The 13301-nt window shown below is 73.7% G+C and carries 14 protein-coding genes; 3 read left to right on the top strand and 11 right to left on the bottom strand.

Features of this window, described 5'->3' with window-relative positions; translation table 11 throughout:
* Positions 1 to 2 precede the first annotated feature (2 nt).
* A complete protein-coding gene (groES, locus tag DSM104299_RS27945; RefSeq protein ID WP_272474957.1) occupies positions 3 to 296 on the bottom strand; it encodes a co-chaperone GroES in 294 nt (97 codons plus the stop codon).
* Between the two features lie 221 nt (positions 297 to 517).
* Here groES and DSM104299_RS27940 point away from each other — a divergent pair, with 221 nt between their 5' ends.
* Positions 518 to 1159, top strand: coding sequence for a hypothetical protein (locus DSM104299_RS27940; RefSeq protein WP_272474956.1), 642 nt, complete (start codon positions 518 to 520; stop codon positions 1157 to 1159).
* A gap of 5 nt (positions 1160 to 1164) precedes the next feature.
* Here the strand turns inward: DSM104299_RS27940 and DSM104299_RS27935 are convergent, their stop codons facing one another.
* The 6 genes from DSM104299_RS27935 to DSM104299_RS27910 form a co-directional block, all read right to left on the bottom strand.
* The gene (locus tag DSM104299_RS27935; protein ID WP_272474955.1) at positions 1165 to 1554 is read right to left on the bottom strand and encodes a response regulator transcription factor; all 390 of its coding nucleotides are present in this window, start codon (positions 1552 to 1554) and stop codon (positions 1165 to 1167) included.
* 28 nt (positions 1555 to 1582) lie between these two features.
* Positions 1583 to 1981, bottom strand: a complete 399-nt coding sequence (locus tag DSM104299_RS27930; RefSeq protein ID WP_027005183.1) for an ASCH domain-containing protein — start codon at positions 1979 to 1981, stop codon at positions 1583 to 1585.
* 13 nt (positions 1982 to 1994) lie between these two features.
* Positions 1995 to 2432, bottom strand: coding sequence for an NUDIX hydrolase (locus DSM104299_RS27925; RefSeq protein ID WP_272474954.1), 438 nt, complete (start codon positions 2430 to 2432; stop codon positions 1995 to 1997).
* Entirely contained in the window at positions 2432 to 3124 is a 693-nt protein-coding gene (locus DSM104299_RS27920; RefSeq protein WP_272474953.1) for a Crp/Fnr family transcriptional regulator, read from the bottom strand. The genes DSM104299_RS27925 and DSM104299_RS27920 overlap by 1 nt, the downstream gene beginning before the upstream one ends.
* Before the next feature lie 66 nt (positions 3125 to 3190).
* Positions 3191 to 4420: a DUF4349 domain-containing protein gene (locus tag DSM104299_RS27915; protein ID WP_272474952.1), complete on the bottom strand. Its 1230-nt coding sequence runs from the start codon at positions 4418 to 4420 to the stop codon at positions 3191 to 3193.
* Positions 4407 to 4928, bottom strand: a complete 522-nt coding sequence (locus DSM104299_RS27910; protein WP_272474951.1) for an RNA polymerase sigma factor — start codon at positions 4926 to 4928, stop codon at positions 4407 to 4409. The genes DSM104299_RS27915 and DSM104299_RS27910 overlap by 14 nt, the downstream gene beginning before the upstream one ends.
* Before the next feature lie 76 nt (positions 4929 to 5004).
* Between DSM104299_RS27910 and DSM104299_RS27905 the strand changes: the two genes are divergently transcribed.
* Complete coding sequence (locus DSM104299_RS27905) at positions 5005 to 5514, top strand: hypothetical protein (protein WP_272474950.1); 510 nt, start codon at positions 5005 to 5007, stop codon at positions 5512 to 5514.
* 7 nt (positions 5515 to 5521) lie between these two features.
* Here DSM104299_RS27905 and DSM104299_RS27900 read toward each other — a convergent pair whose 3' ends face one another.
* Both DSM104299_RS27900 and DSM104299_RS27895 read right to left on the bottom strand, forming a co-directional pair.
* On the bottom strand, positions 5522 to 6235 hold the full coding sequence (locus DSM104299_RS27900) for a glycerophosphodiester phosphodiesterase (protein ID WP_272474949.1): 714 nt from the start codon (positions 6233 to 6235) through the stop codon (positions 5522 to 5524).
* A 5-nt stretch (positions 6236 to 6240) separates the two neighbouring features.
* Positions 6241 to 7026 (bottom strand): Fpg/Nei family DNA glycosylase, encoded by a 786-nt coding sequence (locus DSM104299_RS27895; protein ID WP_272474948.1) that lies wholly within the window; start codon positions 7024 to 7026, stop codon positions 6241 to 6243.
* Positions 7027 to 7051: 25 nt separating this feature from the next.
* On the opposite strand from DSM104299_RS27895, the gene DSM104299_RS27890 reads away from it, so the two are divergent.
* The gene (locus DSM104299_RS27890) at positions 7052 to 8371 is read left to right on the top strand and encodes an FAD-binding oxidoreductase (RefSeq protein WP_272474947.1); all 1320 of its coding nucleotides are present in this window, start codon (positions 7052 to 7054) and stop codon (positions 8369 to 8371) included.
* A 43-nt stretch (positions 8372 to 8414) separates the two neighbouring features.
* On the opposite strand, the gene DSM104299_RS27885 is transcribed toward DSM104299_RS27890, so the two are convergent.
* Positions 8415 to 8759, bottom strand: a complete 345-nt coding sequence (locus tag DSM104299_RS27885; protein ID WP_272474946.1) for a YrdB family protein — start codon at positions 8757 to 8759, stop codon at positions 8415 to 8417.
* Between the two features lie 32 nt (positions 8760 to 8791).
* Positions 8792 to 13294 (bottom strand): DEAD/DEAH box helicase, encoded by a 4503-nt coding sequence (locus tag DSM104299_RS27880; protein ID WP_272474945.1) that lies wholly within the window; start codon positions 13292 to 13294, stop codon positions 8792 to 8794.
* Positions 13295 to 13301: the final 7 nt, after the last annotated feature.

Genomic DNA, 13301 nt, shown 5'->3' with positions numbered 1-13301 from the left:
TCCTAGTTCTCGATCTTGGCGAGGACGTCCGACTCGCGCAGGACCAGGAAGTCCTCGCCGTCGAAGACGATCTCGGTGCCGCCGTACTTGCTGTACAGGACCGTGTCGCCGGCGGTGACGTCAAGCGGGATGCGCTTGTCGCCGTCTTCGTCAAAGCGACCGTCGCCGACAGCGACGACTTCGCCCTTCTGGGGCTTCTCCTTGGCCGTGTCAGGGAGGACCAGGCCGCTGGCCGTGGTCGCTTCCTCTTCGACTGCCCGCACGATCAAACGATCGCCGAGGGGCTTGAGCTTCATTCTGGTGACCTCCAGTGAGGTGACGGACTGCAGACAGTTCTGCGCGCGTATTTGGCACTCGAAGGGGGTGAGTGCCAGCGCACCTCGATGGTAGCGGGTCGGCCCGGTTGGTCAAGGCCCGGTTGGCACTCTTCACATCCGAGTGCCAAGCGATCGGCCATGTGTCGACGAAGGGGTCCCCAGCAGTGATGATCCGGGCCCGAACGGTCGATCTGGTGGGTATGGACCAGAAAGGCCTGCGTATCGGCCACATCGTCGCGCTGGCGGGTGCGCTGGGCGTGCTCTTGGCGCTGTGGCGGCCGTGGTACTCGGTGACGTTCCCGCCGCAGATCCGCGAGGCGTTCGGCACCTCGGGGCAACTCGGGCAGGATCCCGGCCTGCTCGGGCAGATGGCGCGCTCGCTCGCCGCGGCGCTGCCGGCGTCGATCGAGGCGTCGGGCTGGAAGGAGCTGCAGGGGGCCGACGTGGCGCTGTGCGTCGCCGCCGTCGCGGTCTGCGTGCTCGTGCTCGTCGCGGCGGACGCGTTCGGCGCTGCCGTCCGGATCGACCCGCACGCGTGCGGAAGCGCGATCGCGGCGCTCGGCGCCGCGACGCTGGCGATCGTCGGGCTGCACGTCGTCCACAAGCCGGGCGGCGCGGCGGCCGCCGACTACGTCCACGTGGAGCAGGGCGTCTGGATCGCGCTGGCCGGGGCGGGCGCGATGCTCGCCGGTGGGCTGATGGCCGCGGCGCGGCCGCAGGACGGCACGGAGCGCGCGAGCGCGTCGTCGGGCTTCGCCCGGCTGGACCCCGAGCTGCCGCCGGTCTTCGCGCCGGCGCCCGGGACGCCGGGCCACGGCTCGGTGCCGCCGCCGGGCGCGTAGCGCCGCTAGTCCGCCGGGTCGCCGCTGCGGGCCGCCGCCACGCGGCGCACCGCGTCGGCCAGCGCCTCGGCGTTGGCGGCCTTGCTCACGTGCCCGTCGGCGCCGGCGGAGCGCGCCTCGCCCGCGAGGTCCTCGTCCGGCATCCCGGACACGAGCAGGATCGCGGCGCCGGGCAGCGTGGCGCGCACGTGCTCCAGGACCTGCTCGGAGTGCTCGGGCTGGGGCAGCAGGCGGTCGAGGATCACCACGTCGGGGCGTGCGGCCGCGACCTCGGCGATCGCCTCGGCCGCGCTGCGGACCGCCCCGACGACCTCGATGTCGTCGTGGGCCTCCAGCCATGCGGCGGCCAGCGTGCCGAACCCGAGCGAGTCGTCGGCGATGTAGACGCGCAGCACGGAGGACCGACCGTGCGACCCGGGCGCGCTAGTTCTGCGCGCCGCCGATGCCCAGCCGGGCATCGGTGAACGACGGTGGGTGGACGATGATCTGCGAGAAGCGCACGACCGTGACGATGTCCTCCATCGTCACCTTCTTGCCGTAGATCTGCTCGAGGAAGTGGATCATCTCCTCGTGGCGCCGGAACTCGGGGTTGTCGTGCTCGATGTCCCGCGGCGTCAGGTCGCGGACGCGCTTGACCTCGACCTGGTCGATGACCGCGTCGAAGATCTTCTCGCGCGGCGAGTGCTGGTAGCCGATGGTCACCATCACCGCCTGGTTCTTCTTGTACTTGTGCGACTTGTCGCCGAGCCGGATCGTCGCGGTCTTGCGACCCCGCTTGAGCTGGTCGGCGAAGATCGTGGAGTAGAAGTTCAACACCTGCATCCGACGCCGGAGACTACCCGTCGGAGCTGATCCGCGACAGGGCGCGCGCCGCCATCTCCCGCTCGCCCTCATAGGTCAGGGCCTCGGCGGCCTCCGCGAGGGGCATCCAGCGGGCCACTTCGACCTCGTGATCGTGGTCCTCGACGTCGCCGCCCAGGTATGCGAAGAGGTAGAAGTCGACCTGCTTGGCGATGCGCTTGCCCTTGCGCATGTACCAGTAGCGCACGGCCCCGAGCTCGCCGCGCGGCTCGGCGTCGACGCCGGCCTCCTCGCGGACCTCCCTCGCCGCGGCCTGGACCGGCGTCTCGCCCGGGTCGACGTGGCCCTTGGGCAGCGCGAGGACCTTGGCGCCGTTGGCCGCGCGCCGCGTCGGCACGATGACCACGACGTCCTGTCCGCGCACGACCACGCCGCCGGCCGAGAACTCCGTGGGACGCTGGACCTCGGCCATCAGTAGACGTAGCGCTCCAGCGCGGAGGGCTCGTGGACCGTGACGCGGCCGCGGCCCTGCGTGACGACGCCGGCGCGCTCGAGCACGGCCAGGAAGCGCGACGCGGACTCGCGTGAGGAGCCCGCGAGCTGGGCGATGTCGGCCTGCGTGATCGTCACGAGGACGTCACGCTCGCCGGCACCCTCGGACTGCGCCTGGCGCACGAGCTGGCCGAGCACGCCGGCCACGCGCGACTGCACGGTCTGGAACGACTGGCGCGCCAGGCGCTCGTTGGCCTCGCGCAGGCGGCGGCCGAGGCCGATGACGAGCTTGACCGCGATGTCCGGGTGCTCGCGCAGCAGCCGGCGCATGTCCTGGCCGAGGATGCCGATCGCCTCGACGTCGTCGAGCGTCTCGATCGTGGCCGAGCGCTTCTCGTCGTCGAACATCGCCAGCTCGCCGAAGATGTCGCCGGGCCCGAAGTGCGCAAGCGTGATCGTGCGGCCGTCCACGTTCTCGCGCACGGCGCGGGCATGACCGCGGCCGACGACGTAGCACGTGTCGCTCGCGTCGCCCTCACGGAAGATCACCGAGCCGCCGGCGAAATGCCGCGGAACGGCGACATCGGCAACCCGCCCGAGATCGGCCGGCGCGAGCGCTTCGAAGACCGGCACCTGGGCCAGCAGCTCGACGCTCTGCGCACTGGAGGGCACGGCGACGAGTCTATGCGACATGTGTGACGGCTGGCGCACATTGGGCGCGCCGCGCCTCGCGCAGTCCTACGCCGAGCGGTCCAGGGCCGTCTCGCGGCGGTGGCGGCGGAGGCCGCGTGCGGCGAGGAGGGCGAGGAGGGCGAGGATCGCCAGCGGGGCCAGGATGGCGAGTGCGATCAGGGCCACGCCGCCGGCGACCTCCAGGACGCGGCCGGCGTCGTGGAGGGCGTCGCGAGGGGTCCAGGCGCCGCCTCCGTCGCCGCTGTCGGCCTGGCCCGTGCCCTGCACGTTCACCGCGACCGTCGCGAGGTCGGCGCGGCGGCGCTGGGCGTCGAGCGCGCCCTTGCGCTGCGCGATCTCGGAGCGGTTGTCGCGCAGCCGCGCCTTGAGGCTCGCGATCTGGCGGTCGGTCGTGGCGCGGCCGAGCGCGCGCAGCAGCGCCTGGCGCTCGGCGCGGGCGTCGGAGAGCTGGTCGGCGGCCGACGCGGTCTCGGCCGTGATGTCGGACGCCGACTGGTTCAGCGCGCCGACGTGCGCGAGCTTGGACAGGCCGGCGAGCGCGTCGTCGAGGTGCGCGGAGGGGATCCGCAGCGTGAACGAGGCCGTGCCGCCGTCGTCGCGCGTCGCGACGCTGGACTGCTGCACGTAGCCGCCGGCGGCCTGCGTCTCGCGCACGACGCCGTCCGCCGTGTCCTGGACGTCGCCGGGCGACGGGGTGAGCGTCAGCTCGGCGGCGCGCTGGACCTTGCGGTTCTGGGAGATCGACGGCAGCGGGACCGACGGCATGGGCGAGCCCTGTGGCGCCGTGCTCGACGTCTTGGTCTTCTGCGCCGCGGTCGTCGGCGCGGGGCTGGCCGCGCCGCCCGCGCTCGCCGACGAGTCGGCCGCGCTCGGCGCCACGAGCTCCGTCGTCGACTGCTCGGCCGGCGCCGACGACGCCGACGAGGACACGTCGTTGTCGGTCCCGCCGCCGCTCGAGGCGATCACCACGACCACCAGCGCCGCCGCCAGCGTCCCGCCGACCGACGGCACCAGCACCTGCGGCCGGCGCAGCCGGGCGTGCCAGGGCGACGGCGCGCGCCGGGCCGGCGTCTCGTCCTCGCGCGGGAAGCCCGCGTGGACGCGGGCGTCGAGCGACGCCAGGAACGCGGCGCTCGGCTCCGGCCGCGCGGCATCGACGTCGGCGACGAGGGCGACCAGGTCGGGGTCCGCGGTCGGCTCGCCGGCCAGCGCGGCCTCGAGCTCGCGCAGGCCGCGTTCGACCTCGGGATCGGGGAGCGCGTCACGACGGCGCATGGCAGGCCTTCCGGAGTCGGGTCACGGCGCGATGCACGCGCGTGCCGGCGTTGGCGACGGAGATGTTCAGGACCTTGGCGATCTCGGCGTTCGAGAGGCCGGCATGGAACTTGAGGGCGATCAGCTCGCGCTCGCGCGGGTCGAGCTGGGCGAGCGCGGTCCGGACGACCGCGCGGCGGACGGCGGCCTCGGCGGCGTCCTCGTCGGGCGCGCGCCCCGGATCGGCGTCCTCCGGATCGGTCAGGAGCGCCGCCGTGCGCTTGCGCCGGCGCAGCTCGTCCAGCGCCGCGTTGCGGGCGATCCCGAACAGCCACGCCCGCTGCGTCCCGCGCTTGGGGTCGAAGCCCGCCTGGCGCCGGTAGGCGCGCTCGAAGGTCTGCGCGGTGACGTCCTCCGCCCCTGCGCGGTCGCGGACCAGCGTCATGACGTAGGCGAAGACGTCCGAGGCGGTTTCGCGGTACAGCGCATCGAACCGGGCGGTCGTCGGTTCGGAAGTCGAGAGCTCCATGACTGTTCCCACACCGACACTACGGTCCAACGGCCGATCCATCACAGGGGCGGGTTGGCCTGGATACCCTCCGCTCGTGCGCACCTTGCTCGCCGCGATCGCCGGCCTCGCCCTCGCGGGGGCGTCCACGGCCACCGCCGCCGACAGCGGCCCGACGGTCGACAAGAGCCCGCTGCTGTGGGCGACCATCAACATCTGCGACACCACCAAGCACCCGGACACGATCGGGATCCGCGCCTCGATGCCCGGCTCGGGCAAGACGGGCGAGAAGATGTACATGCGCTTCCAGGTGCAGTACTTCCGCGCCTCGACGAAGAAGTGGGCCCCGGCCGACGCGACCGTCGACTCCGGCTTCCAGTCCGTCGGCTCGGCGAAGTTCCGCCGCCGCGAGTCGGGCTGGAACTTCTCGATCACCCCGCCGCCGCAGGGCCAGACCTACCGCCTCCGCGGCCTCGTGTCCTACGAGTGGCGCGTCGGCAAGAAGGTCGTCCGCAAGGCACAGAAGCGCACGCACTCCGGGCACAAGGGCACCTTCGGCGCGGACCCGAAGACGTTCTCCGCGGCCGAGTGCACGATCAAGCCGTAGCGCTCGATCAGGCCGGCAGCGGGTCGAACAGGCGTGGGTCGTTGGTGATCACGCCGGTCACGCCCATGCGCTCGAAGCGGCGGATGCGCTGGGCGTCGTCGACGGTCCAGACGTAGAGCTCGCCGCCGGCGCGGCGGACCGCGCGGACGAAGTGCGGCGTGACGAGCGAGAAGTGCGACATCACGGCGTCGATCTCGCCGGCGCGCATCGCGCGGGTCACCGCGCGGGGGACCGTGCGGCGCAGGATCTGCACCGTGGCCAGCGCGAGCGGCTTGGTCGCCGGGTTCGCGAGGTAGTTGCGCTTGACCTTGGGGACCGACCAGCCGATTCGGATCGCGTCGCTGGCGCGGCGCAGGACCGGGAGCGACACGACCTCCATGGTGGAGATGAGCGTCCGGTCCTCCATGCCGCGCTCGCGCAGCGCCGCGATCACGCGGTCCTCGTAGCCGTGGGTCTTGAGGTCCACGTCGATCTCGACGCCGGCGAACGCCTGGCTGCTCAGGTGGTCCAGGCCCTCCTCGAGCGTCAGCGGCGTGCGCTTGCCGGCGTCCTTGAAGTCGTGGGCGAGGATGAGCGCGCCGGAGCCGTCCGGGTGCTCGGGCAGGACGTCGAACTCGACCATGTCGCAGCCGTGCGTGAGCGCGGCGTCGAAGCTGGCCAGCGTGTTGCCGGGCGCGATGTGGTCGGCGCCCTTGTGGCCGATGCGGCGCGGGCGGGGCATGTCGGTCATCTCTGGCATCCGGGACACCAGTATGTCGTCCGGTTGTCGTCACCCTGCCCGCGGGCGGCGACCGCCGCTCCGCAGCGCGGGCAGGGGCGACCGGCGTTGTTGTAGATGTTGCGATGGCGCGCCTGGTTGCCGTCGCGGGCCGACTCGCGCATCCGCGGCCTGAGCTCGTCGAGGATGCGCCCGACCTCCTCGTCGCCGACGTCGCGCGCGGCGCGCCACGGGTCGACCTGCGCCAGCCAGCAGCCCTCGGCCTTCCAGAGGTTCCCGATGCCCGCGACGATGCGCTGGTCCAGCAGCGCGTCGCCGATGCCGCGCGTCGGGTCGTCCTCGCGCAGGCGCTTGAGCACGACCGCGCGGTCGAAGTCCTCGGCGACGATGTCCGGCCCGAGCAGCGCGAGCCGGCGGTCGAAGCGACGCCGCGTCTCGGTCAGCAGCTCCAGCACCGGGCCGTCGAACTGGATCACGCTGTCGTCGCCCTTGGTGATGACCAGCCAGGCGCGCCGCGGCGAGCGCGCCCAGCGCGCGCCCTCGGGATGGACCCGCCACGCGCCGGTCATCCGCAGGTGCGAGTGGATCGTCAGGTCGTCGCCGAAGCGCAGGAACAGGTGCTTGCCGTGGGCAGTGACCGCGGTGACGGCGCGCCCCTCGAGCCGCTGCGCCCAGCGCTCGCGGCCGACGCCGCCCCGCCCGCCCCGCGGCGTCCGGATCGCGTCCGGCACCTGGCCCTCCAGGACCGGCCGGATCCGGTTGGCGGCGTAGTGGATGGTGTCGCCCTCGGGCATGCGTCTTCGAGGGTACGGTGGGGACGTGCACGCCGATCTCGCCGCGCTGGTGGGCGCCGACCACGTCGCCGACGACGTGGCTCTGGGCGACGCCTCCGGGCTGTCGGGCGTCGCGCGTGCGCTGGTCACGCCGGGCAGCGCGGCGGAGGTCGCCGCGGTGGTCGCCTGGTGCTACGCGCGGGACGTGGCGATGATCCCGGTCGGCGGGCGCAGCGGGTACTCGGGCGGGATCGTCCCGGTGCCGGACGCCGGCGCCGGGGATGTCATAGCCATTGCCTTGGACCGCCTGGACCGCGTCCGGTCGTTCGATCCGCTGCGCTGGCGCATGGAGGCCGAGGCGGGTGTGACGACGGCGACGATCGCGCGCCGCGCGCGGGAGAGCGGCCTGCTGTTCCCGCCCGACCCGGGCGCCGCCGAGCAGTCCCAGCTGGGCGGGAACCTGGCGACGAACGCCGGCGGGCCGCACGCCTTCAAGTACGGGGTGACGGGCCGGTGGGTCACCGGCGTGGAGGCCGTGATCGCGCCCGGCGAGCTGGTGGCCTTCGGCGGGCCGGTGCGCAAGGACGTCGCGGGCCTGGACCTACGCGCGCTGCTGATCGGCTCCGAGGGGACGCTCGGGATCATCACCAGCGCGTGGCTGGCGCTGGTGCCGGCGCCGGCCGAGACGTTCGTGGTCGCCGCCGCATACGCCAGCGTGCGCGCGGGGTGCGACGCGGTCGACGCGGTGCTGGGCAGCGGCGTCGTGCCGGCGGCCGTCGAGTACCTGGACGGCCGCTGCATCGCCGCCGCGCCGCCGCCGTTCCTCCCGGACGCCGACGGCGCCGAGCTGCTGGTCGTCTGCGAGGCCGAGTCGGCGCGCGATCGCGACGAGCTGCTGGAGGCCCTGGGCACGGGCGCCGTCGCCCCGCCGCCGGCCGAGGTCTGGCGCTGGCGCGAGGGCGTCTCCATCGCCGTGCGCGCGGCGCGCGGCGAGAAGCTGTCCGAGGACGTCGCGGTCCCGGGCGAGCGGCTGGCCGACGCGATCGAGGGCACGATCGCCATCGGCGCCCGCCACGGCCTGGAGGGCTGCTCGTGGGGGCATGCGGGCGACGGCAACCTGCACGCGACGTTCCTGCTCGACCCCGGCGACGCGGAGATGCGTGCGCGGGCCGACGCCGCCGCGAGCGAGCTCTTCGACCTGGCCCGCGCGCTCGGCGGTACCGCGAGCGGCGAGCACGGGATCGGGCTCCTGAAGGGCGGGCAGCTGTCGCGGCAGTGGGCGCCGGCGGCGGTCGAGGCGGCGCGCGCGGTCAAGCGCGCGCTGGATCCCAAAGGGCTGTTCAACCCGGGCAAGAAGGAGCCGTAGGCGCGTGCCGGATGTCGTCGTCGGTGGTGGTGTCGCCTGCGCGCTAGGCGCGCGCCCAACTCGGGGCGGGCAGCACCGCGATCAGCGCGGAGTTGACGGCGACCACGATCCCGAGCACCGCGCCCGCCACGGGCGCACCCGCGGCGACCAGCGCGACCGCCGCGCCGCCGAGGACCAGCGCCTGGGTGCCGAGCCGGACGGCGTCCGGTGCCGCGATCCGGGCCTTCGGTGCGGCGAACAGTCCCCAGAGGACCATCGCCGCGACCGGCAGCGCCAGCCCGGGGACCGGGCCGCCGACGTGCCAGCCCCAGACGCCGAGGGCGGCGAACGCCGCCAGCTCGACGACGAAGCGGAGCGTGAGGTTCAGGCCGGAGAGCGCGGTGAACATAGATCGCAATATGACTAAGAGTCTTAGTTTTGTCAAGCGCTCAAGGTGAGCTTCCGCGGCCCTGCGCGGAAGCCGACCTCGATGAGCAGCGCCTCCAGGTCGGAGCCGACCACCGCTTCGCCATCCACCCGCTCCAGCGACAGCTTGTGCCGGCGGTCGCCGGTCACGAAGGCGGTGAGCGCCTCGAGCGCCGGGATCAGCCGCGGGTCGTTGCGCTCCACCAGCACCTGCAGGCCGCGGCCGCCGCGCTCGACGTAGAGGACCGGCTCGGCGCCGGCGAGGACGACGTAGGCGCCCTGCGCGCGCGCCGGCTTCGCGCGTCCGGAACTCGCCCCTGAGTCGTCGGTCCCGGCGCGGCCGCCGGTGGCGGGTTCCGCAGAGTCACGGCGCTTCGGCCACGGCAGCGCTGCGCCGAAGGGCTGCGCCGGATCGGTCGCGGCGAGCACGACCGGCGGCGTCTCCTCGGCGCGGTCGGCCTGCGTGCGCAGCCGCTCGACCGCGCCCGGGAGCGCGAACTGCGCGCCGCCCAGGCCCTCGACGAAGTAGCCGCGCCGGCAGACGCCGAGCGTCTCCAGCGTCGACAGCGAGTCGTACAGCGACGAGAACCCGCCGGGCACGCCCTCGGCCAGGACGTGCTCGCGCGTCACGATCCCGTAGCGCTCCAGCATCAGCTCGGCGATCGTGCGCCTGCGGACCCCGTCCCCACCCGCCCCGACGGCCTCGGCGCCGAAGATCGACGTCGTCAGCGCCCAGCGACCCTGGACCTGGGCGGCCGCGCCGGTCCCGCGGCGCGAGCCGAAGCGGGTCCCCGCGCGCGTGCCGCGCCGGCCCGCGAGCGACGCCTTCTGCGCCCGCGCCAGCGTCAGCCGCGGCGCGCGCAGCGGCGCGAACGCGTCGTTGGTCACCTCGCCCGCCCAGACGAGGTCCCACAGCGCGTCCTGGATCTCCTCCGGCGCGGCCGGCACCTGGGCGAGGAAGTCGGTGAAGAAGCACGGCGACTGCGCCAGCCGCTCGCGCAGCAGGTCGTGCGTCTCGCCCTCGGGCCGCTCGACGCCGCCGCGGGGCGGGTGGGCCGGATTCCCCAGCGCTGCGGCGTCCTCGCGGAAGTACAGCGCGACGCGCCCGGAGTTGCGGCCCAGCGCGCCCGCGCCGACCCATACGACTTCGCCCGCGGCGCACAGCTGGTCCAGCCAGACCGGCGAGTACGCGCCGACGCGGCGCGGCAGCACGTCGCGCTCCCACACGTCGGCGGGCAGCGCCAGCCCCTGCAAGGGCACCAACATCTCGCGCAGCCGGTCGATCCCGGCGCCGGCGGCCGGATGCCGGTCCACGCCCATCCACGAGGGCAGGAAGGCGGCCAGCGCCCGCTGGTCGGTCGCCTCGATCTCCTTGCGCAGCACGGCCAGCGACGCGCGCCGGATGCGGCGCAGGACGTCGGTGTCGCACCACTCGCGCTCGGTGCCGCCGGGGCGTAGCTCGCCGCGGACGAGCCCGCCGGCGGTCTCCAGCGCGGCCAGCGCGCTCGACGGGTCGACGCCGTAGCGCTCGCGCAGGTCGGCCGTCGTGAACGGCCCGTGCGTCCGGGCGTAGCGCGCGAACAGCCGCTCGGTCGGCTTATCCACCGACTCGAGGAAGGCGGCGGGCAGGCCGCCCGGCGGGACGGCGCCGAACGCGTCGCGGTACAGGCCCGCGTCGTCGGCCGCGATCCAGCGCTCCTCGCCGCCGACGCGCAGCCGCACCGCGCGCCGCTCGTCGATCAAGGACGACAACAACGCGTCGCTGTCGAGCGCGGCCAGGACGCGGGCCCGGACCTCGGCGGCGCTCAGGTCGCCGACGCGGCGCAGGACGTCGGCGAGCGCGTCGCCATCGGCGGCCTGCGTGCGTACGGACCGGTGCTGGAGGTCGGCCTCGACGAGGTCCAGCGCGTCGGCGTCGATGAGGTCGCGCAGCTCCTCCTGGCCGAGCAGCTCGCGCAGGAGGTCGCGGTCCAGCGACAGCGCCGCGGCGCGCCGCTCCGCGTTGGGCGTGTCGCCCTCGTACATGTAGGTCGCGACGTAGTCGAACAACAACGACGACGCGAACGGCGACGCCGTGCGGGTCTCGACCTCGACCAGCGACAGCTCGCGCGAGTGCAGCCCGGAGAGCAGCTCGGTCAGGCCCGGGACATCGAGGACGTCGCGCAGGCACTCGCGGTAGGTCTCCAAGATGATGGGGAAGTCGCCGTACTGCTTGGCGACCTCCAGCAGCGACTGCGCCTTGAGGCGCTGCTGCCACAGCGGCGTTCGCTTGCCCGGGTAGGCGCGCGGGATCAGCAGCGCGCGGCCGGCGTTCTCGCGGAAGCGCGCGCCGAACAGCGCGGACGAGCCCAGCTCCGCGACGACCTGGTCCTCGATGTCCTCCGGGTCGAGCATCACCAGGTCGGCGCCGGGCGGCTCGTCGGCGTCGGGGAGGTGGACGATGATCCCGTCGTCGGACCAGATCGCGTCGGACTCCAGGCCGTGCTCGTCGCGGATCTTGGCGCTCAGCGCCAGCGCCCACGCGGCGTGCACGCGCCCGCCGTACGGGCTGAGGACGCACAGGCGCCAGTCGCCGATCTCGTCGCGGAAGCGCTCGACCACGATCGTGCGGTCCGACGGGATCACCCGCGTCGCCTCCTGCTGCTCGCGCAGGAAGTCCACCAGGTTGCGCGCGGCCAGCGGGTCGAGGTCGTAGTCGGCCTCGAGCAGCTCCGGCGTCTGGTCGACGGCCCAGCGCGAGAACTCGCCGATCGCGCGGCCCAGCTCCTTGGGCCGGCCGACCGAGTCGCCCTTCCAGAACGGGACGGCGCCCGGGACGCCCGGCGCCGGCGAGACGACCACGCGGTCGCGCTGGATCTCCTCGATGCGCCACGACGACGCGCCGAGCAGGAACGTCTGGCCCGGTCGCGCCTCGTAGACCATCTCCTCGTCGAGCTCGCCGACGCGGCGGCCGTCGGGCAGGACGACCGCGAACAGGCCGCGGTCGGGGATCGTGCCCGCGTTGGTGATCGCCAGCTGGCGCGCGCCCTTGCGCGGGCGGACCGTGCCGGCGACTCGATCCCACACGACGCGCGGGCGGAGCTCGCCGAACTCCTGTGACGGGTAGCGGCCGTCGAGCATGTCGAGGACGTTCTCGAAGACCGGCCGCGACAGCTCGGCGTAGGTGTAGGTCTTGGTGACCAGGGCGTACAGGTCGTCGACCAGGAGGGTCGCGCCCTCCTCGTCGCTCTCCACGCCGGCGGCGATCGCGACGATCTGCTGGCAGAGGACGTCGAGCGGGTTGCGGGGGACGACCGTCGGCTCGATCTTGCCCTCGCGCATGAGCTTGACGACGACGGCGCATTCCAGCAGGTCGGCGCGGAACTTCGGGAAGATCCGTCCCTTGGAGACGTCGCCGACGCTGTGGCCGGCGCGGCCGATGCGCTGCAGGCCGCGCGAGACCGACTTGGGGGACTCGACCTGCAGCACCAGGTCGACGGCGCCCATGTCGATGCCGAGCTCCAGCGACGACGTCGCGACCAGGCACGGCAGCTGGCCGGCCTTCAGCTGCTCCTCGACGACGAGGCGCTCCTCGCGCGCCAGCGACCCGTGATGGGCGCGCGCGATCTCGGCCTCGGCCAGCTCGTTGAGGCGCAGCGCCAGGCGCTCGGCACCGCGCCGGTTGTTGACGAAGATGATCGTCGAGCGGTGCGCCTGGACCAGCTCGAGCAACTGCGGGTACATGGCGGGCCAGATCGACTTGCGCGTCGCCTCGCTGCCGCCCACCCCGGGCTCCAGCGGGTCCAGCGGCGCGGACTGCTCGGGCTCGACCATCGACTCGACCGGCACCTGGATCTTCAGGTCCAGCGGCTTGCGCACGCCGGCGTCGACGATCCGGCAGGTCCGCTGCGGGCCGACCATGAAGCGGCCGACCTCCTCGAGCGGGTTCTGGGTCGCCGACAGCCCGATGCGCTGCGGGTCGCGGCCGTGCTCGGCCTGCACGAGCGCGCTGAGCCGCTCCAGCGTCAGCGCCATGTGCGCGCCGCGCTTGGTCGACGCGACCGCGTGGATCTCGTCGACGATCACGGCCTCGACGTCGCGCAGCACGTCGCGCGCCTGCGAGGTCAACATGAGGTACAACGACTCGGGCGTCGTGATGAGGACGTCCGGCGGCGTGCGTCGCATCTGGGCCCGCTCCTTCTGCGGCGTGTCGCCGGTCCGGATCCCGACCTTCAGGTGTGCGCCGATGCCGATCAGCGGCGCCTGCAGGTTGCGCTCGACGTCGTAGGACAGCGCCTTGAGCGGCGAGACGTAGACGACGCGCACGCCGGTGCCGTCCTCGCGCGGCGTGTTGGCGAGGCGGTCCAGCGACCACAGGAAGGCGGCGAGCGTCTTGCCCGAGCCGGTCGGCGCGGAGATCAGGACGTGCTCACCGGTCGCGATCGCCGGCCACGCCTGCTCCTGCACCGCGGTCGGGCCCGCGAACGCCCGCGCGAACCAATCCTGCGTCTGGAGGTTGAAGGCTTCGAGCGAAGACACGGACCCC

Source organism: Baekduia alba (assembly GCF_028416635.1).
Classification (GTDB): domain Bacteria; phylum Actinomycetota; class Thermoleophilia; order Solirubrobacterales; family Solirubrobacteraceae; genus Baekduia; species Baekduia alba.
This window is presented reverse-complemented; position numbering and strand designations above follow the sequence as displayed.

Excerpts from the sequence above, each read along its gene's own strand:
- groES (WP_272474957.1), bottom strand. The coding sequence starts at position 296 with ATGAAGCTCAAGCCCCTCGGCGATCGTTTGATCGTGCGGGCAGTCGAA.
- DSM104299_RS27940 (WP_272474956.1), top strand. The coding sequence starts at position 518 with ATGGACCAGAAAGGCCTGCGTATCGGCCACATCGTCGCGCTGGCGGGT.
- DSM104299_RS27930 (WP_027005183.1), bottom strand. The coding sequence starts at position 1,981 with ATGCAGGTGTTGAACTTCTACTCCACGATCTTCGCCGACCAGCTCAAG.
- DSM104299_RS27925 (WP_272474954.1), bottom strand. The coding sequence starts at position 2,432 with ATGGCCGAGGTCCAGCGTCCCACGGAGTTCTCGGCCGGCGGCGTGGTC.
- DSM104299_RS27915 (WP_272474952.1), bottom strand. The coding sequence starts at position 4,420 with ATGCGCCGTCGTGACGCGCTCCCCGATCCCGAGGTCGAACGCGGCCTG.
- DSM104299_RS27910 (WP_272474951.1), bottom strand. The coding sequence starts at position 4,928 with ATGGAGCTCTCGACTTCCGAACCGACGACCGCCCGGTTCGATGCGCTG.
- DSM104299_RS27900 (WP_272474949.1), bottom strand. The coding sequence starts at position 6,235 with ATGCCCCGCCCGCGCCGCATCGGCCACAAGGGCGCCGACCACATCGCG.
- DSM104299_RS27895 (WP_272474948.1), bottom strand. The coding sequence starts at position 7,026 with ATGCCCGAGGGCGACACCATCCACTACGCCGCCAACCGGATCCGGCCG.
- DSM104299_RS27885 (WP_272474946.1), bottom strand. The coding sequence starts at position 8,759 with ATGTTCACCGCGCTCTCCGGCCTGAACCTCACGCTCCGCTTCGTCGTC.